General features: G+C 54.9%; 22 protein-coding genes and 3 pseudogenes. 19 read left to right on the forward strand and 6 right to left on the reverse strand.

What is annotated here, in order from left to right; all coding sequences use genetic code 11:
- Nucleotides 1–134: 134 nt before the first annotated feature.
- The 19 genes and pseudogenes from DW49_RS0122135 to DW49_RS0122225 all read left to right on the forward strand — a co-directional run.
- Nucleotides 135–965, forward strand: a pseudogene (locus tag DW49_RS0122135) (UvrD-helicase domain-containing protein); the annotation flags it as partial.
- Nucleotides 966–1,170: 205 nt separating this feature from the next.
- Nucleotides 1,171–1,647, forward strand: a complete 477-nt coding sequence (locus DW49_RS1000000130800; protein ID WP_003349388.1) for a cupin domain-containing protein — start codon at nt 1,171–1,173, stop codon at nt 1,645–1,647.
- Nucleotides 1,648–1,789: 142 nt separating this feature from the next.
- On the forward strand, nt 1,790–2,716 hold the full coding sequence (locus DW49_RS0122145) for a MupB (RefSeq protein WP_003349391.1): 927 nt from the start codon (nt 1,790–1,792) through the stop codon (nt 2,714–2,716).
- Between the two features lie 11 nt (nt 2,717–2,727).
- Nucleotides 2,728–4,416 (forward strand): non-ribosomal peptide synthetase, encoded by a 1,689-nt coding sequence (locus tag DW49_RS0122150; protein ID WP_003349393.1) that lies wholly within the window; start codon nt 2,728–2,730, stop codon nt 4,414–4,416.
- Nucleotide 4,417: 1 nt separating this feature from the next.
- Complete coding sequence (locus tag DW49_RS0122155) at nt 4,418–4,852, forward strand: VOC family protein (protein WP_003349395.1); 435 nt, start codon at nt 4,418–4,420, stop codon at nt 4,850–4,852.
- A 15-nt stretch (nt 4,853–4,867) separates the two neighbouring features.
- Nucleotides 4,868–5,317 carry a GNAT family N-acetyltransferase gene (locus DW49_RS0122160; protein WP_005622216.1) on the forward strand — a complete coding sequence of 150 codons (450 nt, stop codon included), beginning with the start codon at nt 4,868–4,870 and terminating at the stop codon, nt 5,315–5,317.
- 76 nt (nt 5,318–5,393) lie between these two features.
- Nucleotides 5,394–6,758, forward strand: a complete 1,365-nt coding sequence (locus tag DW49_RS0122165; protein WP_005622219.1) for a lysine N(6)-hydroxylase/L-ornithine N(5)-oxygenase family protein — start codon at nt 5,394–5,396, stop codon at nt 6,756–6,758.
- A gap of 196 nt (nt 6,759–6,954) precedes the next feature.
- Nucleotides 6,955–7,287: a DUF4177 domain-containing protein gene (locus tag DW49_RS0122170; protein WP_005616162.1), complete on the forward strand. Its 333-nt coding sequence runs from the start codon at nt 6,955–6,957 to the stop codon at nt 7,285–7,287.
- A gap of 79 nt (nt 7,288–7,366) precedes the next feature.
- On the forward strand, nt 7,367–7,729 hold the full coding sequence (locus tag DW49_RS0122175; protein ID WP_081591437.1) for an integrative conjugative element protein, RAQPRD family: 363 nt from the start codon (nt 7,367–7,369) through the stop codon (nt 7,727–7,729).
- Entirely contained in the window at nt 7,726–7,965 is a 240-nt protein-coding gene (locus tag DW49_RS0122180; RefSeq protein ID WP_024420802.1) for a TIGR03758 family integrating conjugative element protein, read from the forward strand. The genes DW49_RS0122175 and DW49_RS0122180 overlap by 4 nt, the downstream gene beginning before the upstream one ends.
- 19 nt (nt 7,966–7,984) lie before the next feature.
- A complete protein-coding gene (locus DW49_RS0122185) occupies nt 7,985–8,353 on the forward strand; it encodes a TIGR03745 family integrating conjugative element membrane protein (RefSeq protein ID WP_003347754.1) in 369 nt (122 codons plus the stop codon).
- A gap of 15 nt (nt 8,354–8,368) precedes the next feature.
- A complete protein-coding gene (locus DW49_RS0122190) occupies nt 8,369–8,761 on the forward strand; it encodes a TIGR03750 family conjugal transfer protein (protein ID WP_005616145.1) in 393 nt (130 codons plus the stop codon).
- Nucleotides 8,758–9,426, forward strand: coding sequence for a PFL_4703 family integrating conjugative element protein (locus DW49_RS0122195; protein ID WP_003319098.1), 669 nt, complete (start codon nt 8,758–8,760; stop codon nt 9,424–9,426). Before DW49_RS0122190 ends, DW49_RS0122195 begins: the two co-directional genes overlap by 4 nt.
- A complete protein-coding gene (locus DW49_RS0122200; protein WP_005616138.1) occupies nt 9,423–10,346 on the forward strand; it encodes a TIGR03749 family integrating conjugative element protein in 924 nt (307 codons plus the stop codon). The genes DW49_RS0122195 and DW49_RS0122200 overlap by 4 nt, the downstream gene beginning before the upstream one ends.
- A pseudogene (locus DW49_RS01000000128735) lies at nt 10,336–11,821 on the forward strand (TIGR03752 family integrating conjugative element protein). Before DW49_RS0122200 ends, DW49_RS01000000128735 begins: the two are co-directional and overlap by 11 nt.
- Nucleotides 11,799–12,254: a TIGR03751 family conjugal transfer lipoprotein gene (locus tag DW49_RS0122210; RefSeq protein WP_005616133.1), complete on the forward strand. Its 456-nt coding sequence runs from the start codon at nt 11,799–11,801 to the stop codon at nt 12,252–12,254. Before DW49_RS01000000128735 ends, DW49_RS0122210 begins: the two are co-directional and overlap by 23 nt.
- Nucleotides 12,254–15,211: a conjugative transfer ATPase gene (locus tag DW49_RS0122215; protein ID WP_005616130.1), complete on the forward strand. Its 2,958-nt coding sequence runs from the start codon at nt 12,254–12,256 to the stop codon at nt 15,209–15,211. Before DW49_RS0122210 ends, DW49_RS0122215 begins: the two co-directional genes overlap by 1 nt.
- Complete coding sequence (locus DW49_RS0122220; protein ID WP_002552015.1) at nt 15,208–15,507, forward strand: hypothetical protein; 300 nt, start codon at nt 15,208–15,210, stop codon at nt 15,505–15,507. The genes DW49_RS0122215 and DW49_RS0122220 overlap by 4 nt, the downstream gene beginning before the upstream one ends.
- Nucleotides 15,504–16,190: a DsbA family protein gene (locus DW49_RS0122225; protein ID WP_024421406.1), complete on the forward strand. Its 687-nt coding sequence runs from the start codon at nt 15,504–15,506 to the stop codon at nt 16,188–16,190. The genes DW49_RS0122220 and DW49_RS0122225 overlap by 4 nt, the downstream gene beginning before the upstream one ends.
- 45 nt (nt 16,191–16,235) lie before the next feature.
- Here DW49_RS0122225 and DW49_RS0122230 read toward each other — a convergent pair whose 3' ends face one another.
- From DW49_RS0122230 to DW49_RS0122255, 6 genes and pseudogenes are all read right to left on the reverse strand, one after another.
- On the reverse strand, nt 16,236–16,724 hold the full coding sequence (locus DW49_RS0122230) for a hypothetical protein (RefSeq protein WP_005740046.1): 489 nt from the start codon (nt 16,722–16,724) through the stop codon (nt 16,236–16,238).
- Between the two features lie 278 nt (nt 16,725–17,002).
- Complete coding sequence (locus tag DW49_RS0122235; RefSeq protein WP_024421407.1) at nt 17,003–17,416, reverse strand: TraR/DksA family transcriptional regulator; 414 nt, start codon at nt 17,414–17,416, stop codon at nt 17,003–17,005.
- 35 nt (nt 17,417–17,451) lie between these two features.
- Nucleotides 17,452–17,676 (reverse strand): carbon storage regulator, encoded by a 225-nt coding sequence (locus DW49_RS0122240; RefSeq protein WP_024421408.1) that lies wholly within the window; start codon nt 17,674–17,676, stop codon nt 17,452–17,454.
- Between the two features lie 506 nt (nt 17,677–18,182).
- Complete coding sequence (locus DW49_RS0122245; protein WP_005616120.1) at nt 18,183–19,364, reverse strand: GIY-YIG nuclease family protein; 1,182 nt, start codon at nt 19,362–19,364, stop codon at nt 18,183–18,185.
- Nucleotides 19,357–21,366 carry a DNAhelicase, restriction/modification system component YeeB gene (locus tag DW49_RS0122250; RefSeq protein ID WP_005616116.1) on the reverse strand — a complete coding sequence of 670 codons (2,010 nt, stop codon included), beginning with the start codon at nt 21,364–21,366 and terminating at the stop codon, nt 19,357–19,359. Before DW49_RS0122250 ends, DW49_RS0122245 begins: the two co-directional genes overlap by 8 nt.
- A 169-nt stretch (nt 21,367–21,535) precedes the next feature.
- Nucleotides 21,536–24,082 (reverse strand): annotated as a pseudogene (locus DW49_RS0122255) (class I SAM-dependent DNA methyltransferase); the annotation flags it as partial.
- Between the last annotated feature and the right edge of the window lie 82 nt (nt 24,083–24,164).

The raw sequence follows: 24,164 nt of genomic DNA on the forward strand, positions 1-24,164 counted from the left end.
GCGGCGGGTTTGCTTGCGTTTGCCTGCGTACTCAACGTCGGAAAAGCTCATTTGGCTCATGGGCGGCTCGGATCAGGTGGTCAGGCGATTTTCGCATATTTGAGACTTGTTCGGAGGTTCCTTAGGTGCCCTCCATGCAATGGACAGAAGAACAACTGCCAGCTATTCACTCCTTCGCGAAGAAGCTACTGGTCCAGGCGTTTGCCGGTACCGGGAAGACAACAACACTCGTCGGTTACGCCACGCATAACTCGTCGGTCAAAATGCTGTACCTCTGCTACAACAAAGCCGTTGAGATCGCGGCAAAGAACCGTTTTCCACGCAATGTGACCTGCAAAACAGCTCACGGCCTCGCCTACGCTGTCTATGGCAGCCAGTACAAACACAAGCAGGCTGGCAATCTGCGTTTGACCGACATCGCGAGGACGATCAATACCCAGGATTGGGAGCTGGCCAAAGATATCGTTTCTACCCTCAATGCCTTCATGGCCAGCAAGGATCTGGAGCTGCTGGAAGACCACTTTGTGCGATTCCAGAGCAACCGCACACTGACCTCGGTCCAGCAGCAGTACATGAGTAAAGCGCTCAACCTGACCAGAGACGTTTGGGACAAGATGGTCGATATCCAGGGCCGCTCAGTCTCCATGACGCACGACGGCTATCTGAAGCTGTACCAGATGAGCCAGCCGGATCTGAGCCAGCGCTTCGGTGCGATCCTGCTCGACGAAGGGCAAGACGTGAACCCGGTCATCGCGAACCTGGTCCAGATCCAAACAATAACTCAAGTCACTGTAGGTGATCGGCATCAGCAGCTGTATCGGTTCAGAGGCGCTGTGGATGCTTTAAACAGCCCGGCTATGAAGGACGCCGAGAAACACTTCCTGACTCAGAGCTTCAGGTTTGGACCGGCAGTTGCCTACGTGGCCAACGTCATCCTTTCCTTCAAGGGTGAAAAGATCCCCCTGCATCAGCGGCAACAGTGATATCTCGGTAATTGGGTAAATTCAGCTTGGGCGCAAATAATTGCACGATAGTACTAATATTGAGTTCAGCATCGCAGATAAAAATCTACGCAGAAACATTGGAAATATTTTGACATATCTAATGCATCGATCTACTCTGGCGCGACGTTTCTGGAAAGCGATATAAAAAAACATCAAGGAGCATGGTGTGAGGCATAAGCTCGTACTGAAAATCATTTGTTCATCTATTGCTGTCTGCATGTCAGCCTTGATGGGTCGCAGTTATGGCAGTGATGTGCCTTCCCGCAATACCTCACTTATCGAGCAAAGCGTTCCTGCAGACGTAAAGACAATCATCGCTCCAGACATTACCGAATTTTATACAACACTCAGCGGCACACACTTTTCATACCGATGCTACGCCCCCTATATTGCCAAGAGCAAACAAGCGGCCGTTGAGGTTTGCGAGATTGCGCCAGTGGAACTAAAGTTGTCCGGCTGGCCGGAAACCGAGGTCATTCACCTGATCAGTGGCAGCGTGCTGATCACTGAATTGGGTGGGCAACAAAAAAATTACAAGGCGGGTGATATATTCATATTGCCTCAAGGCTTCAAAGGCTTATGGCAACAACATTCCCCCCTTACTAAAGTCACCGTTCGACATCCTCTTTACTGGAAAGACTGACCGCGCCAACTGTGATCGCTCGTTGAGTGTGCGATGAACTGCGCGCTGGAAACAGCCTTGACACTTATGTATCGGACTATTCGGTGAGCTCATCCTTTGGGGCGGGCCTGCTTTCATCCTTTTTTAATAAGAAGAGCAAAACGTGGAACAATCGATTTATCTCGGTGGTGTGTCTTACGAAACAGGCGAGTCCGTTGATATCGCGGCTGCCGCCATGTCACCTGAGACCCTTGACCTCTTGCGCGCTCCCGAGAACAACGTCAAAAACTTCTCACATCTCCCAGGCGATCTGTTCGACTCTGCTTGTACCTCGGTAGCCCATTCGTTGACCGCCAGCGGGCGCTACGCCTCGGATATAGATGCGGTTTTTCTGATATCGAGCATGGTGGATGCGCAGAACAACATCGATGCGCAATGGCTCGCCGACCTGAGCACGCGTCTGGGCATGGAGACAATACCCTTTTATGCCGTCGGTCTGGCGGGTTGCGCGGGGTTTCATGCCGGCCTGAAGTGCGCGTCCGCAATGGTGGCCTCTGGCGACCTGAAGAACGCGCTGCTACTTAGTTTCGACCAATCAGGCGGCGATCTGCAACGCGTATATGGTGAGGGCAGCGACTTCATTTACGTGACCGGCGATGCCGTATCTTCCTGCCTTGTCAGCAGGGATGCGCACCAGCTTCCCTATAAGTTATGTGGGCACGTGCAGTACACCTCCAACACCAGGCAAATAGAACACTTCTCAAGCGAAACCGACATGCGCAGCATTTCTGCGCTGATGAAACGGACCTATCAACAATCCAGTATTCCTGCCGCGTCCGTCAGCCGCTTCATTTGCAATAACTACACACTGGAAGCCACTCGCCTGTTTTGCCAATTGTCCGGTATCAATCATGGCAAGGCCGTCACCCGACAGCTACCACGCTTCGCGCACTGTTTCGGCTCAGACAACCTGATCAATCTCAAACAACTGGAAATGGATAAAGAACTGTCGGCCGGCGACCATATCCTGCTGTTCAGCACGGGCCCGTTTCAAATGGGCGCCTGCATCATCACATGCACTGCACCCTGAGCAGGCCGCCTATGAATACGATTATTGAACGCTTTCACGCAACCGTTCAGCGCTACCCGAACGAAGTCGCATTGATCACCCACGATACGCAACTCAGCTATACCGGGTTGCTCGCACACGTCAATGCAACCGCTGCGGCACTGCACACCTGGTTTTTAGCTGAGCAGCACCGGGCTATTTCGCCCTCCGATAAAATCGGCCTTTCACTAAAGAAAGGTGTCGATCTTTATATTGCCATTCTTGCGATCCTGACGACAGGCGCCTGCTATGTGCCCATTGACCCGACGCTCAATGAACAAACTCGACTTCAGTTAAGCGCCCGTTGCCGTTGCGACCTGGTAGTAACCCCGGATTGGATGGAGAACAACACAGACCTCACTGTCGCCGATGAAACAGGCCGGCCGGCGCCCAACACCTCAATCGTTACCGATATCGTCTATACCTTATTTACCTCGGGTTCTACCGGCCGTCCCAAAGGCGTTAACGTCACCCACCTTAATGTGCTGAATCTTGTCGACTGGGCAATTAACGCATTCGAACTTGGCCCGGGCGCGAGAGTATTGCAGTACTCCACCATCAACTTTGATGCTTCTGTGCTGGATGTGTTTCCCACGCTGCTGAGCGGTGGTGCTCTGTGCATTCCCACCGAAGATGCAAGAATGTCAGAAATGGCACTGGCTGCGTTTTGCAGACGTCATGCAGTTACACAAGCCTTTCTACCGCCGCCTCTGCTCGCGGTCTTTGACGCTGGGCGTTTCTCAGGCATAAAAACGGTCTTGACCGGCGGCGAGTCCTGTCACCCGCAAGCCATTGAGACCTGGTCAAACGGGCGTCGGCTCTACAATCTCTACGGCCCGACCGAGGCCACCGTGCTGGTCAGTTGCAAGGCGATGAGTGCCACCACGTCGGCTCAGAATATCGGTCAGCCCATCAGCGGTGTGCGGCTACATGTACTTGATGAGCATCAACAGCCTTCGGACCAAGGTGAGTTGTACGTCGCCGGGTTAGCCGTATCGGCAGGTTATCTGAATGACAGTGTGGCGACGTGCGAAAAGTTTGTGAACATTGCGCAGCTTGATGCTTCGCCCCTATACAGGACTGGCGACCGCGTACAAGTAACACCGTCGGGAGACATTTGCTTTGTGGGTCGGCTGGATCGGCAAGTCAAGATTCGTGGCTTTCGTGTCGAGCTGGAAGAGATCGAGGCTATGTTATTCCGACTTGGGCATAAAGAAGTAGCCGTCATGGCAGACCCGCAAGGCAGCCTGGTGGCTTACATCGTTGCAGCTCAATACCTGGACCAACAGATGGTGCGCGATCAGCTTGGTCAGTATTTACCGGATTACAAAGTCCCTCAGTATGTCGTTCAGCTTCCGGAAATGCCCTACAAAGCCAATGGCAAAGTAGACCCGAGTCTCTTGCCCAGCCACTTGAATAGCGAGTCGCAACCTGCTGCATCGACGAACTACGGAGAAACGTTCGATACGCTGGCGCAGTTATGGGCCGCTGAACTGAAGCTACCCGTAACGACATTCAGGCAGGAATCAAACTTTCGTGAGTTGGGTGGCTCATCGATAAACATCATGCACTTACTGTCCAACCTGGAAACCAGTTTTGGAGTGGTAATCGATTTCATCGACTTTCTTGAACAGCCCACTCTTCGTTTTTTAATGCACGCACTTGATAACCGGAACCCATGACATGTTGGATACCCTGAACCACGTCGGCCTCACCGTTTTGAATATCGATGACACCCTGGCGTTTTACCGCCAGTTGACAACCGTGGAAGTTTACGAGGAGGCGGTGCATATCACCGGTGATGGTGTAGGTGCGGTCATTGACGTCATCAAGCCCGACTATAAGTCCTGCATGGTCAGAATCGGCCGTCGTGACTTCGAACTGATCGAGCATTACTCGTCCAAAGGCAAGCATATCGTGACCCACCATAACGACTCTGGAGGTATCCATCTGGCGTTCATGGTCAACAACATCGACGAAATTTTCGCGCGCGTAAAGGCCATGGGTATTACGCCTACCACTGAAGAGCCCTACACCGCTCGCGAGCTTGAGGGGTACCGCGCGTTCTTCTTCAGAGACATCAACGATATCCAGATAGAAATTGGCCAACTTCACTGACAGCGAGCACCTCACATGAATGTAATTGCATGCGAACTGCAGCACCTGGACGCAGCGGCGTACCTGTTCAATCAATACCGTATGTTCTATCAAGAGGCCGACGACCTGCCAACGGCTCGTGACTTTTTAAAGTCCAATCTCGATAACCAGACGTCGAGAATATATCTGCTCCTGGACGATCAAAACGAGCCTGTCGGGTTTGCTCAGCTTTACCCAGCCACCTGTTCATTAGCGATGAAGCGCTTCTACTGGATTTACGATCTATTTGTCGAGCCTCGCGTGCGCAGGCAAGGCAATGCGCGCTATTTGATGAACCAACTCACCGATATCTTCACGCGGGAGGGTGCTCAACGCCTGAGCTTGGACACGGCCAAAGCCAACGTAACCGCCCAGGCGCTTTATGAGTCGCTTGGCTACGAGGCGGAACAGACGTTCATTACTTATCACAAAATACTCAATCACTGATTTCTTGAAGAGCTGAACCTCTTCAGTTCTAGGAGTCTGGTTGCCACTCGACAGCCAAGAGCGTGGAATCTCTAACATGAACGATTCAACTGATCGAATTTACGATTTGCTGGGGGTCGGTGTCGGCCCTTTCAACCTCGGGCTGTGTTCGTTGTTACAGCCTCTGGACGGTATTGACAGCCTGTTTTTCGAAGCCAAGCCACATTTTCACTGGCACGCGGGGATGTTGATTGGCGACGCAACACTGCAGGTGCCTTTTATGGCCGACCTAGTCACGATGGTGGAACCAAGGAGCCGTTTCACCTATTTAAACTACCTTCACGAACACGGTCGCCTCCATCAGTTTTATTCCTATCAAAGCTTCTATGTTCCCAGGGTTGAGTACAACCACTACTGCCAATGGGTCAGCGAACAGTTGGACAATATCCGGTTTTCTGCACGGGTGGTGGCTCTCGAAATCGTCGACGGTCTCTTCTGCCTAACCGTTGCCGATCAGGTGACTCAGGAACGCAAACTGTACCGCGGGCGCGATCTGGTCGTTGGCGTGGGCACTGAGCCCGTGTGGCCAAAAATGGCTAACGATTTCATGCAGCAGGAAAACTGCATTCACTCTTCAGGCTATGTGCAAAACAAGCGCGGGCTTCAAGCGCAGAAAAACATCACTCTGGTCGGAAGTGGGCAAAGTGCTGCGGAGATTTTTCTCGACCTGCTGAAAGATCAACCGCAGTTTGGCTATGAGCTAAACTGGCTGTCGCGCAGCCGTGGCTTTATCTCCATGGAGTATTCAAAGCTGGGCAGCGAACACTTCACTCCCGACTATGTCGAGCATTTTCACGCACTGCCAGAGCATAGTCGTCTTTCGGCGATACAAGGGCAAAGCCATTGGTACAAAGGCATTTCCATCGATACGATCAGGGAGATATATGACTGCCTGTACATACAGTCCATCGAGAGGCCACTGCCTGTGGTGCTTCAGTCACGTACAGAGTTGGAACACATTGCCGCAGCGGGAAGTTCGCTTTCCTTGAGCTTTCGTCAGCTAGACATGCAAAAGAAGTTCACGTTTGACACCCATGCGCTGATTCTTGCCACCGGCTACGACTACGTATTCCCACCGTTTCTTTCCTCGCTCGGGCAATGGCTTGAGTTCGATGGCAAAGGGCATGCTGCCGTCAATCGTGACTACACACTCAAAACCTCGGCGAATATCAAAGGACGTATTTATGTCCAGAATGCCGAAATTCACTCTCATGGAGTGGGGGCGCCGGACCTGGGGATGGGCGCTTATCGAAGCGCCAGTATTATTAACAACGTTACCAACCGAGTTCATTATCCGGTTCGGGAAAAAAATGCATTCCAGACATTTGGAATTGCCCCAAAATGGGAGCAGCCTGGCGATGCGTTGAGCAACCCGCTGCACATAGCCGCTTCCCTTGCCTGATTCGCCCAAAACAGTACTGACATATTATCGCTGATGCAGAGTTGACCCAACTGCCGACTTGGCGTTGCCCCATAAGTATTCAGCCCAAAGTCAGACCTGCTAACGTTTTACGAAGTAGAAGCTTGGGTCAGCGAAATTTCGGCAGTTGGGTCAATTCTGCATCAGCGGCAACACCCCACCTTGCAGTTGGTATCCTATGAGACTCTTTGAATACACCCAGACCTTCGTCCCCCTGCCCTACAAAACCGTGACCAGCGGCGTGCTGATGTTCAAGTCGACAGATGAGACGACCGAACCGGATGTTCAAGGTTACTTAAGCAACCCTGAGACTCTCGACGTATTGAACCGCTACGGTCGAGAGGGGTGGGAGCTGGTCAGCGTTCAGCCGATCAATCGTGGCCACGAACGATTTGGTAATCAAAACGCCCAGGCCTGGGCGGTTGGGTATGCAATCAGTACCGGGTTCCTTTTCTTATTTAAACGCAGCATTGTCACACCGACCCTTTTGGATAAACCCTCTCAGACCTAAAAAGGGTTTCGTACTGATTCAAACTCGGCCCTTGGTCATGCTGTGGACATAGATTCCTACAGCATCCAAGGCCCGCGACGTGAACTTCAATCCCCCCGCGCTCAGATCAACGTCTTCACGTGTGCAGATCTGCTTGACCGCAGTCCTCCTATGCACACCGATGCTCTCCACGTATGCCCAGGCAGCCGGCACGGCTTCTGAACAAGCCAATGTGGAAGTCATGATTCGCCAGCTCAACGCGCTCGAGGCCGTTGCGCAACGCAGTGTCGATCTTCCACAAGACCCGGCCCAACGCTATCACCTGGACTATCCCCGGTTGGTCAGCGACATCGCGCGCATCCGCCAGGGCCTGCAGGACTATCTGTCGCCCTCCCGGGCACAGCCCCGCGACCCCGTCGAGATATCAGGCCAGTACAACGTCAGCGGTGATCACACGCCATGACGATGTCCTCCACCCAGACCAGCGCCTTCAAGGCGGCGGCGGGCTTTACGCCTGCCAGCAGCAACACGCTGTGGACCGGAATCGCAGTAGGGATTCTCCTGCTGTGGGGCGTCTGGGTGTTTTCAAGCATTTATCGCGGCTGGGCTACCCGAAACCTGGCAGCTCCGGCGGCGGCAGTCGCTGCCGCTCGCTGGGCGGTGCTGTTCATGATCATGACTTTCATGTTGTTGAGTTGATCTTTCCAAGGAGATAAAGATGACGCTGCTTTCATTGTTCACCCAGGCACGTACCTTTTTGAAACATCGGCCTTATCCGGTCCTGCTGATGGCTGCCACCCCCGGTAGTAGTTTTGCAGCGCTACCGGGTGCCCAAGCCCCCACGCGCGGCACCGGGACCAGCTTCCTGCAGACGTTCCAAAACTATGCCTTCGACGGCTTTACGCTGCTGGGCTTATGCCTGTGCGCGTTCGGCATCATTCTGGTGGGCCGACATGCGCTGGGCGTCTATCACGAAATCCACATGGGCAAGGCCAAATGGGCCGACCTGGGCAGCACCGCAGTGGTCGGCGTCTGCTTGATTGGCGTCACGATCTACCTGGTCACCACCGCGTCTAACATCCTTTAAGTCGTAGAGGCTTCCATGACTGAGCTTCAGCACGATCAGCATGAAGACGGCACCCTGCGTTTTCTGCCCAGTCGCTTGAATAACCAGCCCGTGGTGATTGGCGGTCTTACGGCGGACGAGATGTGGGTGACCGTTTTTGGCTGCAGCGGGGCAGGCTTTGTGATGGGGCTGCCGTTGGCCTTCGTGATCACTCCATCCATGCCCGTGGTCTGCGCACTCATGGGAGGAACATTGGGGCTGCTCATCGCAGCTCGGGTCTTGCGACGTCTCAAACGCGGTCGACCAGAGACCTGGTTCTACCGCACGTTGCAGCTGCGGCTCGCAACACTCGGTCCTACGTCATACAACAACGCCAATCTGGTCATCCGATCGGGCAACTGGACATGCCGTCGGAGGGCGCAACAATGAGCCGTTATTTAAAGCTGGCCGACTCGCAGCGGGCGCACATCACCAGCTTGAGGATGGCCATCGTCCTGCTGGCGCTCCTGGCCTTGGGGCTGGGTATCGGCTGGTATCGAGCACCGCAGAACATGACCATTCACGTTCCGCCTGACCTGCGTTCCGGCAGCACACGCCTTTGGTGGGACATCCCTCCTCAGTCGGTGTACGCCTTTGGCCTGTACATCTTTCAGCAAATGAACCGCTGGCCGGTCGACGGTGAACAGGATTATCAGACGAACATCACGCGCCTGGACGCCTACATCACACCGGCCTGCAAGCAATACCTGCAGAGCGATTTTGATCTGCGCAAGTCCAGTGGTGAGCTGCGCAAGCGCGTCCGCGGTGTCTACGAGATTCCCGGCCGAGGCTTTGGCGACTCGCCTGAACTGCGGACGGTGACCAACTCCATCGACGACTGGACGGTGACGCTCGACATCTCAGCCGACGAGTATTACGGCGGTCAGCTGGTCAAGCGTGCCCTCGCACGATACCCGCTTCACGTTGTACGCATGGACGTCGACCCTGAAACCAATCCCTTCGGCTTGGCATGGGACTGCTACAACGGCGCGCCACAACGCATCGAGGGCAACGTCGAAACTCCCGCAGCTCCATCGAAAGGAGTCTTCAAATGAGGATTTTGCGTGTACTCACGGGTTCGGCATTACTGATGGTGTTGGTTGGCACTACACAAATCGCCTCGGCGGTCGAAGTTCTCCGCTGGGAGCGTTTGCCGCTGGCCATTCCACTGCGCATCAATCAGGAACGCATCGTCTTCGTCGATCAGAATGTCCGAGTCGGGCTTCCGAGGTCTTTGACAGACAAGCTGCGGGTGCAGAGTACGGGCGGCGCGATCTATCTGTTTGCCAAGGAAGCGATCGAGCCGACACGTCTCCAGCTGCAGAACGCCAAGACCGGTGAGATCATTCTGGTGGACATCGCTGCTACAGAGGCCCCTACGGATCAACCGGCGCTGGAGCCGGTGAAGATTGTGGAAGGTGAGACATCATCCGCACGCTACGCAGGGGCTGCTACAGCACGCTCAGCCAAGGCCACTACAAAGCGCACGGATTCAACCAGCCGTTCAAGCGATGAAGACGATGAACCAGAGGAAGTGGTCAAGCGAGAAACACCTGCCCCAGTGGTTCTGACACGCTATGCCGCGCAGATGCTTTATGCACCGTTGCGCACCGTCGAGCCGGTGGACGGCATTGCCCAGGTGAAGATTGATCGCAGTCTGGATCTGACCACCCTGCTCCCCACTCTGCCTGTGAAGGCCACACCCTTGGGCGCGTGGCGTCTGGACGATTTTTGGGTGACTGCTGTGAAGCTACAAAACCAGACAGCGCAGCGCGTCACGCTCGACCCTCGGGAACTGATGGGTGAGTTCGCGACCGCAGCATTTCAGCACCCGTATCTCGGACCTCGTGGTGATGCCAGTGACACTACGACCTTGTACCTGGTTACGCGGGGACACGGGCTGACACAAGCAACCGTGTTCTCCGCCGCCCCAGCAGATCCGCGTGCAACCCGGGGAGCCAAACATGAAGAGTAACCCGCTGCTCAAGTACCTGGTGGTTCCGCTTCTCCTGCTCACGGTGTTCATCGGCATCAAGATGATGAGAGGTGGACCCGAACAGCAGGCTGACAACGCACCGGCCCCAAAACTCACAGCGGAACAGGCCAAGGCTCTGGGTGTGGAAGGCGACACGCCGAGCGACACGCTGCGCACGGTCGTGGCAGAAGGGCGCGAGCTCAAGCAGCAGATCACCGATGTGATGGCGCAGAACTCAGCCGTCAAGCAGAACAACGAGGCGCTCAAACAACGATTGGCGAACATCGATCAGACGGTAGAGCAGCGTCTGAAGAATGCCCAGGAGCAGTTCAAGCTCGACAGTCAGCAGCAACAGCAGAGCGTGCTGGATGGCTTGCGCAAACAGATGGATGAGTTGACCAGGCTGGGGCAGAACGGCAGCTCCGGTTCGGAGCTACCCATTGGTCTGGGCGTTCAGCAAGGAGATGGCCAACAGTTCAAGTCCGACTCAAGCGGTTCAGACATCGTTTGGATCGATCCGCAGGACGCGACGGCCCTGGACAGCAACGGTAAACCGATCGCCGCTGGCACGAGCGTCTCTCCGAGCGGCTACAATTTTCCTACAGCCTTCGGCGAGTCCGTAGACCGAGGCCAGAAAGCCCTCACGACAGGTGCTCAGTCTGTCCGCGATGACATGGGTGGCCAGCAACAGGAGCGTAAGAAGGTACGTCGTGCCTACACCTTGCCTCAGAACTCGACGTTGATGGGATCTGTGGCCATGTCAGCGCTGATTGGCCGGGTTCCCGTGGATGGGACGGTTAATGACCCCTACCCGTTCAAGGTGTTGATCGGTCCGGACAACCTGACCGCCAATGGCATCGACCTTCCTGACGTAGCCGGTGCGGTGGCCAGCGGTACAGCGTCCGGCGACTGGACCCTCTCATGCGTGCGTGGGCAGATCAAAAGTCTGACCTTCGTGTTTACCGACGGCACTGTCCGCACGTTGCCGGCACCGGTTCAGGGTGGGAATCAACAGAACAACAACCAGAACAACTCTGGAGACCAACAACCCATTCAGGGCGGGCTCGGATGGATCAGCGATCCCTACGGCATTCCCTGTATCGCCGGCGAGCGACGCAGCAATGCGCAGCAGTACATCGGCTCGCAAGCGCTGATCACCGCAGCTGGAGCAGGGGCTGCATCGTTGATCGACCGAGGGAAGCACCTCATCGTACGTCTCCAATGCTTCTGGGACGCTCGGCAGCACCGGACTGTCCGGCAACGAGGCGATGGGCAAAATTCTCACTCAAGGCGTCACGGACGTGTCCAGCTGGGTCAACAAACTGTATGGCCAGGCGTTTGCGGCCATCTACGTCTTACCTGGTGCGCAGGTCTCACTGCACATCGATCAAGAGCTGGAAATTGACTACGAACTCAAAGGCCGAAAGGTCAAGTACGCCTCAGGAGCGAACCATGCCAATGCCAACCTGGATTGATCAATTGGGGTCAGCGCGCAGCGCGCTGATGTTGTGCCTTCTCACGGCGGGCTTGCTGGCTGGATGCTCGACAAACAAAGAGCAAATGCTTCCGCATGGTCAAAACACCATGATGGATGTCTGGAACCAAGGGACGACCGGTTCGGCCGGGAGCGCTAGTGGCCGGCAATTGCTTGATGCACGCTCGGAGTTGCGCCGCCCGCTCGATGTGCGGGCCACTCAGCCGCTGCAGGACAGCGCCGCGTACTCGCGCACGGCTCAGAACGAGATCTACAGCCAGTTCAAGCGCCTGCCCAATCCGGACCTGGTCATGTACGTATTCCCTCACCTGGCGGGCTCAGATCCCGCGCCAGTACCGGGGTATACGACTGTTTTTCCGCTGTATCAACGCGTGCAATACGCGAGGCCCGGTGAGCGGGTGGAGGATTATTGATGGGATTTCTGGAACGTATAAAAAAGCGTCAGGATAAAAGTGCTGCCAGCGTGGCTGACAGTCCCGTCGAGACGATCGCCGATCAGCTACGAGAAGAGGCCCTCTTCGCGCAGGCCAGAGAGCGTTATCTGGCTCGCCTGGCGGCTGAGGGCATACCAGAGCCTGGCGCGTGGCTAGATCCCAAGCGCAAACCTGCGACGGTCGACGATATCGCAGCCCTGTATGCCGTCAACCCGTCATTCGTCGACATGCTGCCCTGGACGGAGTACCTCCCTCAGGAGCAAGCGATGCTGCTCGAGGACGGCAAGTCACTGGCAGCATTCTATGAACTGACCCCCATCGGCACCGAAGGCCGGGACCCTGAGTGGTTACGCAAAGCGCGCGATGCTCTTGAAAATGCGCTGCAGGACAGTTTTGACGAACTGGATGAATCGCCTTGGGTGGTGCAGTTCTACGCCAGGGATGAAACCAGTTGGGAAGATTATCTGGAGACGTTGCATGATTACGTCCAGCCTCGCGCTCAGGGTACGGCGTTTACAGAAATGTACCTGCAGCAATTCAAACATCACCTAGAGGCAATCTCCAAGCCGGGAGGTTTATTTGAAGACACCAAAGTGTCTCAACTGCCCTGGCGCGGCCAGCAACGCAGGGTTCGCATGGTCGTCTACCGGCGTTGCACCGGCGATGGACTGGTTCGTGGCCAGACGCCGTCGATGTACTTGAAAAACATTTGCGAGCGCCTGACGGGAGGACTGGCCAACGCGGGCATCAAAACCCGGCGCATGGATCGCCATGACATTCGTCACTGGCTGTTGCACTGGTTCAACCCGCATCCCGAACACTTGGGATCAAAGCGCCAGGACATCGATCGTTTCTTCGAAATCGTCAATAACCGCAAGATCGAACCACCAGAAGAGGGCACGCTGCCGCTGGCCAGCGGCGATGATTTCTCTCAGTGCCTGTTTTACAGCGAACCGCAATCGGATGCCAAAAAAGGTCTCTGGTACTTCGACTCGCGCCCTCACCGCGTCATCGTCCTCGATCGCTTGCGCGACGCACCTAAGACCGGGCACCTGACGGGTGAAAACCGTAAAGGCGGGGACGCGCTGCATGCCTTGTTCGACAAGTTGCCCGAAGACACGGTACTCAACATCACGCTGGTGATCACTCCCCAGGATGTTCTGGAGGCCCACCTGGAAAAACTGGCACGTAAATCAGTCGGTGACAATCAAGCCTCCGCCCTGACCCGTGAAGCGGTCGACGAAGCCCGGAAACTGATCGGTCGAAAACACAAGCTGTACCGGGGCAACGTGGTTTTTTACTTGACCGGCAAGGATGAGCAACAACTGGAAAGTCGGAGCATGGAGCTTGCCAATGCCATGCTTAGCGCCGGTATGGAACCTGTCTATCCTCGTGATGAAGTCGCCCCTCTCAGCAGTTACCTGCGGTGGCTGCCCGCCAGTTTTGATGTGAACAAGAAACATGCTTTGGACTGGTACACGCAGATGATGCTCGCCCAGCATGTCGCGAACCTTTCGCCGATATGGGGTCGTGCCAGCGGCACGGGCAACCCCGGCATAACCCTGTTCAACAGGGGCGGTGCACCGCTGACGTTCGACCCATTCAACAAGCTTGATCGGCAGATGAATGCCCATCTGCTCCTGTTTGGCCCGACAGGTTCAGGTAAGTCAGCCACGGCCAACAATTTGCTGATGCAGTTAATCGCCATTTACAGGCCGCGCCTGTTCATCATTGAAGCCGGTAATAGTTTCGGCCTACTGGGAGATTTTGCCCAAAAGCTTGGGCTGACGGTCAACCGGCTCAAGTTGGCGCCAGGGTCGGGCGTGAGTCTGGCCCCCTTCACTGATGCCATTCGCCTGGTGTCAACACCTGACAAAGTCACGATCCTGGATGCCGATGACATTGAAGGATCCGATGAGCATCTGCAAACAATGCCTGAACAGGGCGAAGAGGAGCGTGATGTTTTGGGCGAAATGGAGATCGTGGCCAGGCTCATGATCACCGGCGGCGAAGAGAGAGAAGAGGCTCGACTCACTCGCGCAGACCGCAGCGCCATTAGGCACTGCATTCTGACGGCAGCCAGAACATGCTTTGACGCTGAACGAGCAGTCAAGACGGAGGATGTGCGTGATGCGCTGAGTGACGCTGGCAAGGACACCACCCTTCCGGAAAAGCGCCGAGAACGCATGTTCGAGATGGCTGAAGCCATGGACATGTTCTGCATGGGGGCTGACGGTGAGATGTTCAACCGGGAGGGTACGCCTTGGCCTGAGGCCGACATCACAATCCTGGACTTGGCCACCTACGCCCGCGAGGGGTATAACGCCCAACTGTCGGTCGCCTACATCTCGCTGATCAACACCGTGAACAACATTGCAGAACGGGACCAATTCAAGGGGCGTCCGATCGTCAACTTCACTGACGAAGGTCACATCATTACGAAAAATCCCCTTCTCTCGCCCTACGTCATCAAGATCACCAAGATGTGGCGAAAACTCGGTGCCTGGTTCTGGCTTGCCACTCAGAACATCGACGACCTTCCGTCAGCAGCAGCACCGATGCTTAACATGATCGAGTGGTGGGTCTGCCTGAACATGCCACCGGATGAAGTGGAGAAAATCACCACGTTCCGTAAGCTGACGCCTGCGCAAAAGTCACTGATGCTGTCAGCCCGTAAAGAGAGCGGAAAGTATACTGAAGGGGTTGTGCTTTCCAAATCGATGGAGGTTTTGTTTAGAGCCGTGCCCCCAAGCCTGCTCCTGGCATTGGCCATGACTGAGCCGGAAGAAAAAAAACAGCGGTACGATCTAATGCAGTCGTTAGGGGTAGACGAGCTGGGAGCCGCAATGGCGATCGCACACGGCCTCGACCGCATTCGCGGGATTGAACCGACAACCATTACATTCCCGTCTTCGCCCTTGGAGAACCTGGCATGAGAGCCATGGATGCCCTGACTCAAAATCTGATCGACAGCCTGACTCAACTACTCAAAAACCCGCAGGAAGATGCTCTACTGGCCTTGAAAATCTGCGCGCCAGTGCTGATCGAGCACTTGGAAGTCGTGAAACATGTAGCGGTTGATCGTCGAGAGATCCAGTCCCAACTGCACAAAGCGCTGGACCAGTGGCTTGAGCATCACCCACAGCCTGAAAGCGCGCAGAAGGCTCTTCTCACGTTGCTGGATCAGGAGTTGCTGGCCAAACAGTTCCTCGATAAAGAGGCCTCCGCATGAAGCGACCCACACGTCGCCAGATCCTGTACGGCATCGGTGCGGTCGCCTTGGCAATTCTGGCTTTTGAATGCCTGCCAGATGTCAGACAGGCCATGCAAATGCTCAACACCGCCGAAAGCGTCAGCAAGACAACCAAACAGACGAAGCATAATGGCGCGTGGGTTTACGGGAGCAGCAGTGCCAGATTCACCATCGTCGAGTATGCAGATCTGGAATGCCCGTACTGCAAGGATTATTTCCCACAGCTCAAAGCATGGGTTGATCAGCATCCAGACGTGAACCTCCAGTGGCACCACCTCCCTCTTCCCATGCACGAGCCAGCCGCGAGCTATGAAGCTCGCTGGGCTGAGTGCGCAGGGATCGAGCGAGGCAATGACGTGTTCTGGCTAGCCGTCGAGCTGATTTATAAGCGCACTCAGTCGAACGGTGCTGGAACTGCTGGCAATCCTCAGATCCCGGGGCTTGAAGATCGGCAGCATTACATCGATAACTGCGCGTCGAGCAACCCTTCCGTGCAACGGGCCGTCATTAACCAGGCTCACAAGGCCAGCCAGGACGGCATCACTGCCACACCGACGTTGGTCATCAAGGATAAAGTCTCTGGACGATCGATCAAGCTGCAGGGAGCACCTGACGGTGACGCGCTGCTTTCCGCAATCGACTGGCTGACCGAGAATCCTTAACCTGCTGAACCTTGAAGTCGGCAAGGTTCAGGAACTTCGTGGGCATTAATAACGTTTATTTCTGATCAGTCCGTAAAGCGTAACAAAAAGCTCTTTAAAGAGGTTATACGTTGGCAGGAGCATGCTCTTCAGACCATCAGTCGAAACCTTCACCGCAAACATCAGAAAGGCACCACACCCCACTAACGCAACGTAAAAGAGGAAAACGACATTAACTACCATGTTAGCAGCATCATCAACTGATACCTGGTCGCTGCCCCAGCTTTGGCAGTCCTTAATTTCTTTAGGGCTCGTGCCTTGGAAATCTGGCGCGTCAAGGCATTTTTTGAAGCTCAAATATCCATCTGCTGAGTCTTTGTGCTTCTGCCCTTCAATCCAGCCATACACCGCAAGGGGTATGGTTTTGATGCCATGATTGTTATCAGGCACAAAGCTATAGATCGTTGTGGCGAGTACCAAGCAGATGATTGGATAGGTGACAAGTAGAGAGACAATAAAAGCTAAAGATTTGTCTACAATTTGAACTTTAATCATTTTAAGTATCCGGATTTCGCTGTATTTGAAGATTCACGACCGCGCGAGCCTAATAGCACATGGCAGAGCTTGGGCGGTACAGCAACATTTCAACTTCGGCACAAGCTGTTTCAGTTTGGCCAGCTTTCATCTTAAATATCCCGTCCTTGACAGGCGTCCAGAAGATGAGGCATTAGATCGCGCTCCAAATGGTTGGCAAGCTCTGAGATCGCCACATCGCGCTCGACGCTTTTTGCAGTCACGCAATTCTCCTGGATCACTTCGCTGCGGCGACTTTGCTAGGCCACTTGGCGTTGGTGCATCCCCTTGGCCTCCAGAGCCCGCATCGATTCGACCGAGTACAATGACTCGGGGACCAGTAGCAGGCGTTTTATGCCTATGGCCTCGCCAGTCTCCTGACAAAAACCGTAGTCGCCCAGAGCGATAATTTCCAAGGCCTTAAGCACATGGCTCAACGTCTGTCTGTCTCTTTCTATCATGCTTGCTGCCACCGCTCTGTTTTCCTCATCGGAAGCGAAGTCTGCTTCGTCCGGGTGACGCTCGATCTCGCAACTGGCCTGACAGCTGAGCAAGCGATCACGAAGCTCTGCAGCTTTGACCTCCAACCGATCTTTGAAAAAGGCCAGCTGGCCTACGCTCATGTACTCGTCCTCAGCTTGATCCAGCAGTTGTTCAACGCTCATCAATGCCATCTTGTGCTCCTTATATGGTTGGTCATCCAAACTTCCTACCGAGTGACCAACGAGCGCCACCGGCGCTTATGAGTAATCACAGGGCCAGGCTTGTGATCGGTCACTTCGTTATCAACGTTTCTGCTCTGGGCCTCGACGGCATCCGGAGCTTCAATCTGGATACGTACATCCCCAGTCTCCTCTGAAACGCTTAGGACCTGGATCTGTATTCCATCGCCAATCATAATATTTTCACCTTCGCGGCGAGTCAGGAGGAGCATACGATTTTCCTCTTTACCGGACAACTGGGCCAGCGCTCTGTCTCTGGCGTAAAACAGCGATGTAAGGAGCAACCTAAGGACAGCCACCGCCGCAGCCCGGATGTTCAAGTTAGACGTTAGACCTCGCGCCCAGCTGACGAACAAAATAATAGCGGCCATACCAGAGCCCTCGAACATGATCGCCTGCCAGCTAAGGGGCAGTTCCGGCTGGAGGCGCAATGACACTCTAAGGGGCCGCTGATTTATTCGATTTTTCGTCCCAGCAACGCTCTGGAGGCCTTGATTTATCTGGGGACCACAGCTGGATTTTAGAATAAATCAGCGGCTCCCTAAGGGCTTAAGGTTTGGGCCAGAGATAATCGCCTGTCAGTAATATGTGCACCCAACCTAGCGGAGATGTGCGCTAAAAATTCGGGCGGCACATTTATGAAATTAGCTTAACGTACTTTAAAATCCGTTTTCTGAGGCAACCACTTGTTGCGGTTTGCTGCGCCTCTTCAGTGCCCTTAGCTGACCAAACGAGCTGTTTTGGGGTCGTAGGTCACATCGGTAATCGATCCATCCCGAATACGCCCAACCGCTTCGTCAATCACATGAAGCGGCACCAGGAACCACTCCCTCGGTTTAACCGGATGGCCGAAGCGGTCTTCTATGGTCAAGTCGAGATGTGCTGCACCGAACACGCGATGGAAGATGTTTTCTAACCTGGTGCGGTTCAGGTTGTGGAGCTTGTAGGCTGCGACCACCTCCACGTCGGCTAACAGATAAGTGGCATCTTTTTCCGCGCCTGCGATGCGGGTCTCCACCTTGCCGCCAGTCACGCCGATCTTGTGGATCAGCTGGCGGTGCTCGGCGACAAAGGGGTGACTAGACAGGCTGCGCAGCACATAAATGGTTCCGTTTTCAATATCATCAGGCTCCGGCGCATCGCCAAAAAGCGGCCCGATGTCTGGGTCAGTCAGGCGACGGCCGGTGTCGTCCTTGTATAGTGCTCGTTGTAGCGAGCGGCGCAGCAAGTTGCTTTCCGTGCCGTTGGCGTAGATGACGCGCAGGCGTGCATCGCTTTCGCCATTGGGCGCCTTGATAGTTTCGCCAATTTCCGCCACATAGGCTAGCTGCCCACCCACGATGAAGTAGTTCCCGGTTTCTATGCTGGTATCGCGTCCAAAACGCAGGGTTTTACGAACGCCAGACTTTAGATCCCGCTCCACTTCCTCAAACAGAGGTTGGAAATGGTCAAAGTCAGCACATTGCGTACGGTCGGCTATTTCCTCGGCTACACGCTTTTCAGTGCTAGAACGTACATTGCGCAGCACGGTGATGTCGTTCTGGTCGGCGGGCTCATCGCCAACACCCAGCTCGGCCAGCAAGGCGTCTTCGTCCATATCATCCATGTCAGTCGTGGCCGCTGCGGCACCAGATAGCAGGCCGGAACTATCCAGCCCGGCCAGCAGGGTTTGTGCTTCTGGCAACTTGCGTAGCTGATCCAGGCGCACTGCGTAGAGGCGCTCGAAGATGTCGCAATCCTCGCCATGCAGCGGAGCGCGCCCATGGTTCTGATGAAAGCGCAGAATGTCTTCGAAGCCGGCGATGATACGTTCCTCGCGTGGAGTTCGGCTTGCGGCCTTGAGCGGTTTGACTTCTACGCCCAGAGCATCAAGCAGTTCGTCATCGTTCATCTCAGCCATTGCGGGAGTCTCCCGACGCCTGTGCCGCCTTGGCTTGAGCACGGTAACGTGCCAGCGCGGCCACGCCTTCAGCCATACGTTTTTCCCATGCATCGGCGGAATTTATGTCTGGCAGACGACCGCGCTCGTTCTTGAACTGCAGCGCGCGTTTTGCCAACTCGCGAGCTTCGTCTTCGGGAAGACTCACCTTCTTGGCCGCAATGCTGGCTTGCACTTGGCGCAGTGATTTCTCATCCATCGCTTTCGCCAGCACCGCATAGGCGGCATCGAAGGGGTTGATGCGATCGATCAGGTCAATGTCCAGGTCGCGCACGTTAACGAACTTGCGTACACCATCCAGTAATGCCGTACTGCCTTGAGGCATGCCGTCGTCGTTAGCATCGGCTTGTGCCAAGGCCAACTTGGCCTGCTGGGTAATATTCATGGCTGCGATGGCGTGCTGGCGGATGGCTTCCTGGTCGGCCTCGCTCAAGTCAGGGTAACGCTCGCGCACGATCTTGCCCATACGCAGCTGAGTCAGCTCTTCGGGCAGGGTGTTTTCCTTATCGAACAGGCCGCGCTCCAGCACGGTTTTATGCTGCAAAAAATTGGTGACGACTTCGTTTAGGTCTTCCTTGCAAATGCGAGTGGCCTCCCTACTTCCCGGCGTGGTCAGCCCGTTGATCTCCACGTGAATCTGGCCGGTATATTTGTTCACGCCCAGGTTGTGACCGTCGCTTTTGTAGCCTTCTTCGCCGTAATCAAAGCCCTCTTTCGGGCCAATGTGTTTGGGGGTGAACTCATAGCGAGGGGCTAGCACCTGCTCCATCAGCAGGCTGGCGGAAATGGCTTTGAGCATGTCGTTCACCGCCTCAGCCACAGCGGCTTGTTCAGCCGCAGGCTCAGCGATCAGGTTGGTAAAGCGTGAGCGCTCCTTACCCTCGGCGTCGCGAGTGGCACGGCCAATTATTTGCACGATTTCGGTCAGGCTCGAACGGTAGCCGATGGTTAAGGCATGCTCACACCAGATCCAGTCAAAGCCTTCCTTCGCCATACCCAGCGCGATGATCACATCCACGTGGTCGCGGTTGTTCTTCTGCACCGGATCTTTCAGTGCGCTGAGCACTTTGGAGCGTCTGGCTGCGTCACTGTCATCTACCAAGTCGGCCACTTTCAGCATGCGGCCATCCTTGGCTTTGATCAGGTGGAAGCCGGTCGCCGGGTCTACACCTTTCCAATCGCCCAGCGAGCTCATGATCTCATTGACCTCGCGCTCCTTATCTTTGAGGCTTTCGCGGGCATTTACATTTGGGATGTGGACGATGGTTTTTAGCTGCGGATCCAGAACCTTGGCGACCGCATCCACATACCTGCCGGTGTAGAAGAAGTATCCGATGTGCAGCGACTTTAGCCAGCGGTAGCCGTTGAGCTGCTGATAGTAGGTGTAAGTCACCGTCTCAAACTTGGCTTCCTCCGCATGGCCCAACACGGCCTCGCTGTCGCCACGGAAGTAGGAGCCAGTCATAGCAACCAGATGCACCTTGTCACGGTTAATAAACGCGCTCAGCTGGCTGCCCAGCTTGTTATCCGGGTTGGAAGAAACGTGGTGGAATTCGTCGATAGCGATCAGACGGTTATCGAAGGCTTCGATACCTAATTCTTCCACGGCAAAGCGAAAGGTGGCATGGGTGCATACCAGCACTTTGTCAATGCTGCCCAGGAAAGCGCGTACGGCATCTACCTTGGATTTGGCCATGCGTGGCTCATCGATGCCTGGGGCATTACACAGATTCCACTGTGGGGCCACTTGCCAGTCCCAATTGAAGCCATGTTGACTCAGCGGTTCATCAGCAAAGCTTCCTCCGATTGAGCGCTCTGGTACTACTACAATAGCCTGCTGCAGGCCCTGGTTATTCAGCTTGTCTAGCGCGATAAACATCAGGGCGCGGGATTTCCCTGATGCGGGGGGCGATTTGATCAGCAGGTACTGTTCGCCTCGCTTGGCATAAGCCAGCTCCTGCATGCTACGCATTCCTAGCTCATTAGCTTTGCTGGAAATGCCTGTGTGTGCAGTGTTGATCGATACCGACGGAACCGTGTAACTGTTGGTCGGGTTTAGAGTGTTAGTCACCGTAAGTCATCCTCCATGAAGGTGCCGTCGCTTGAAGTGGTCAGGCTAGCAGGAATATCGCTCATGCCTTTCTCCCTCGCGGCTTTGTCGACGCAGCCTTCGTCGTATCAGCTGTCATTTTGCTATAGAGATCAAAAAGCTTTTCAAGTCGTTCGGTGTCATTTCTAAAGCGACGACCGATATAGATACGCTCCAGCACTTCGTCATTGCGCTCGTGGGCATGGCGCAGGTTGTCCGGCATGGCATCTGGGGCATACAGATCGGCGATAGTAGCGGGGAAGTGGGCTTCGCGGGCAAAGAGAATGTCCTCGGCGCAGCGCGTCAGGTCCGTCTTGTTCTGCTCGGTGAGTAGCGGCACCGGGAAAGTGTTCCAGCCTAGGGTGTTGGAGTAGCGGAAGTCCGTTTTCATTTTTCCGCAGACCGTACCAATCCAAACTAGATGCAAGCGGGAAGCAATCAGGGCCATGTTCCAAAGCGGAGCATCGTAGAGAGCAAACGCGAGGTTGGAAACGATAGTCCCGGCAGGTGCATAACCGCAGGGCAGATACTCGCGAGTTTCGGAAGAGACGCTAGGGACAATGAGCGTTGAATGCTTGCCGAAGTACATTCTCTGGAATTGGTGCGGTCTTTCAGCGATGTCTCTTGCTGTCTTCCCGCCGTTGAGTCGAATATTGCGGACATCGCGAAGACGTTGAGCAATAGGAGGAATCGTTTGTGCTTCCGCCAGATGATGATCTTCGATCCACAGACAATAACGCTCCAAGCCGCGAATGAACTCAGCGGAGCCATAAATCCGGCGAATAAATCGGCCTTGCTGCGCAGGTGTCAGCTGCAGGGCATCGCGCTCGTCCCGCGAGAGTAACAAATGCCCCCCATCTATTGGAGTATTTCCAAAAGTCATTTCACTCTGCGTACCCAAGGGCCGGCTGATCTTATCCACAATGACACTATCACCTGCCGCCAGATAGGCATTGATATGCGCACATTGGCGTTCGATGGTCTGTCCCAAATTGTCCAGAGTGAACAAGCGTCTCGGATTGCGTGGCTGCGTTGTGATGCCAATGATGACTACGGTCACCCCTGCATTATGACTGGCAAGATTGGTCCACCGAAATGATGTGTGGGCAAATTCGATTTGGCGGCCATTGGCAAATATCTCCGGCCACAAGGTTGGAACTTGCAAACCCTGGCAAATGGAGTTGGTTGATACGAAAGCCGCAGCAGATCGGGTCTTGGTGCCATAGTCAGCGGCCTTAATAAACCAGCCGGCAACATAATCGAGCGACTTCCAGTTCTGGACTCGCTTATCGAAAAGAGTCTGCAAGTCGGCCTTTTGCTCGTCCTTCTGATCCCGAGAGCCAAGATACGGCGGATTCCCGCAAATATACGTTTCCCCACCTTCGTTCTCGAAATCAATTTCTGTCTGATTGAGAGGCGTGCCAAATAAGTCATCGGCGAGCACTTTCACGCCTGTACCCGTAGGCGGGCAGATACTCAGCCAATCCAGCCGAAGCGCATTGCCACAAACTATCCAGTTCTGCGCATTCAGCGGCAGAAACTCAGCTAGCGCATCCTGCTGGCCTCGATACAGGACGTCGCATTGGAACTCGGCAATTATCAACGCGAGGCGGGCAATCTCTGCCGGAAAATCACGTAGTTCGATTCCGCGGAAATTGGTCAGCGGGATTTCCGATTTGTTGTTGGACTCGCCTCTGCGGCGATTGATCTCTGCCTCAATATCGCGCATGTGCTTGTAGGCAATGACCAGGAAATTACCGGAGCCACAGGCCGGGTCGAACACGCGGATGCGTGCCATGCGTTTGCGCAGGTTCAGCAGCTTGGACTTATTGTCACCGGCAGCCTGCAACTGAGCACACAGATCATCCAGAAACAGCGGCTTCAGAACCTTAAGGATGTTGGGCACGCTGGTGTAGTGCATGCCCAGTGCGCTACGCTCTTCATCATCAGCCACGGCCTGGATCATGCTGCCAAAGATATCTGGGTTGATTTTTTTCCAGTTCAGGTTTCCGGCGTGCAGCAAATACGTCCGAGCCATTCGCGTAAAGCGTGGCACCTCGGTGCTGCCTGAGAACAGACCACCGTTCACATAAGGAAAGCTATTGGCCCAACTTGGAAGTCGAGGCTGTGCGACGGTGCGCTCGACGTCTTTGATGTTCATTGCGCGGAAAATTTCCGAAAGCACCTGATGGGTATTGGACCCGTCGCGCTCGCTGTAACGCTCCATGGTGCGTGTGAACAGACTGTCGCCTATGAAGATGTCGGTGTCTTCGGCAAAGAAGCAGAACACTAGGCGCGCCATAAAGTGATTCATGTCGGCGCGGCGCTCGGTTTTGGCCCAGTCCGGGTTCTCGTTCAAGAGTTCGACGTAGAGCTTGTTAAGCCGGCTGGTAGCGCGCACGTCAATAGGGTTGTCCTTGATCTCCTTGATGGTGGAGATGCCGGCCAGTGGCAGCAGGAAACCGAAATGGTTGGGAAAGTCCAAATATTCACAGGTGATGGTTTCCCCCGTGATCAGCTCTTCGGCCTCCAGCGTTTGCCCGTCGGTGGCAAGGATGAACTTTGACTTTGCTTTTGTGGTGGCCGGGCTAGGGTCTGTTCCCGTTTCACATTGGTAGCCACAGAAAAGCGCAGGCCATTGCTATGACGCTTTCATAGTTTCTCTTGAGTTT

The organism is Pseudomonas avellanae BPIC 631 (assembly GCF_000444135.1).
In the GTDB taxonomy this organism is placed as follows: Bacteria; Pseudomonadota; Gammaproteobacteria; order Pseudomonadales; family Pseudomonadaceae; genus Aquipseudomonas; species Aquipseudomonas avellanae.

Coding starts and splice junctions, on each gene's coding strand:
- DW49_RS0122150 (WP_003349393.1), top strand. CDS start 2,728: ATGAATACGATTATTGAACGCTTTCACGCAACCGTTCAGCGCTACCCG.
- DW49_RS0122155 (WP_003349395.1), top strand. CDS start 4,418: ATGTTGGATACCCTGAACCACGTCGGCCTCACCGTTTTGAATATCGAT.
- DW49_RS0122160 (WP_005622216.1), top strand. CDS start 4,868: ATGAATGTAATTGCATGCGAACTGCAGCACCTGGACGCAGCGGCGTAC.
- DW49_RS0122165 (WP_005622219.1), top strand. CDS start 5,394: ATGAACGATTCAACTGATCGAATTTACGATTTGCTGGGGGTCGGTGTC.
- DW49_RS0122170 (WP_005616162.1), top strand. CDS start 6,955: ATGAGACTCTTTGAATACACCCAGACCTTCGTCCCCCTGCCCTACAAA.
- DW49_RS0122180 (WP_024420802.1), top strand. CDS start 7,726: ATGACGATGTCCTCCACCCAGACCAGCGCCTTCAAGGCGGCGGCGGGC.
- DW49_RS0122185 (WP_003347754.1), top strand. CDS start 7,985: ATGACGCTGCTTTCATTGTTCACCCAGGCACGTACCTTTTTGAAACAT.
- DW49_RS0122190 (WP_005616145.1), top strand. CDS start 8,369: ATGACTGAGCTTCAGCACGATCAGCATGAAGACGGCACCCTGCGTTTT.
- DW49_RS0122195 (WP_003319098.1), top strand. CDS start 8,758: ATGAGCCGTTATTTAAAGCTGGCCGACTCGCAGCGGGCGCACATCACC.
- DW49_RS0122200 (WP_005616138.1), top strand. CDS start 9,423: ATGAGGATTTTGCGTGTACTCACGGGTTCGGCATTACTGATGGTGTTG.
- DW49_RS0122210 (WP_005616133.1), top strand. CDS start 11,799: ATGCCAATGCCAACCTGGATTGATCAATTGGGGTCAGCGCGCAGCGCG.
- DW49_RS0122215 (WP_005616130.1), top strand. CDS start 12,254: ATGGGATTTCTGGAACGTATAAAAAAGCGTCAGGATAAAAGTGCTGCC.
- DW49_RS0122220 (WP_002552015.1), top strand. CDS start 15,208: ATGAGAGCCATGGATGCCCTGACTCAAAATCTGATCGACAGCCTGACT.
- DW49_RS0122225 (WP_024421406.1), top strand. CDS start 15,504: ATGAAGCGACCCACACGTCGCCAGATCCTGTACGGCATCGGTGCGGTC.
- DW49_RS0122230 (WP_005740046.1), bottom strand. CDS start 16,724: ATGATTAAAGTTCAAATTGTAGACAAATCTTTAGCTTTTATTGTCTCT.
- DW49_RS0122235 (WP_024421407.1), bottom strand. CDS start 17,416: ATGGCATTGATGAGCGTTGAACAACTGCTGGATCAAGCTGAGGACGAG.
- DW49_RS0122240 (WP_024421408.1), bottom strand. CDS start 17,676: ATGCTCCTCCTGACTCGCCGCGAAGGTGAAAATATTATGATTGGCGAT.
- DW49_RS0122245 (WP_005616120.1), bottom strand. CDS start 19,364: ATGGCTGAGATGAACGATGACGAACTGCTTGATGCTCTGGGCGTAGAA.
- DW49_RS0122250 (WP_005616116.1), bottom strand. CDS start 21,366: ATGCAGGAGCTGGCTTATGCCAAGCGAGGCGAACAGTACCTGCTGATC.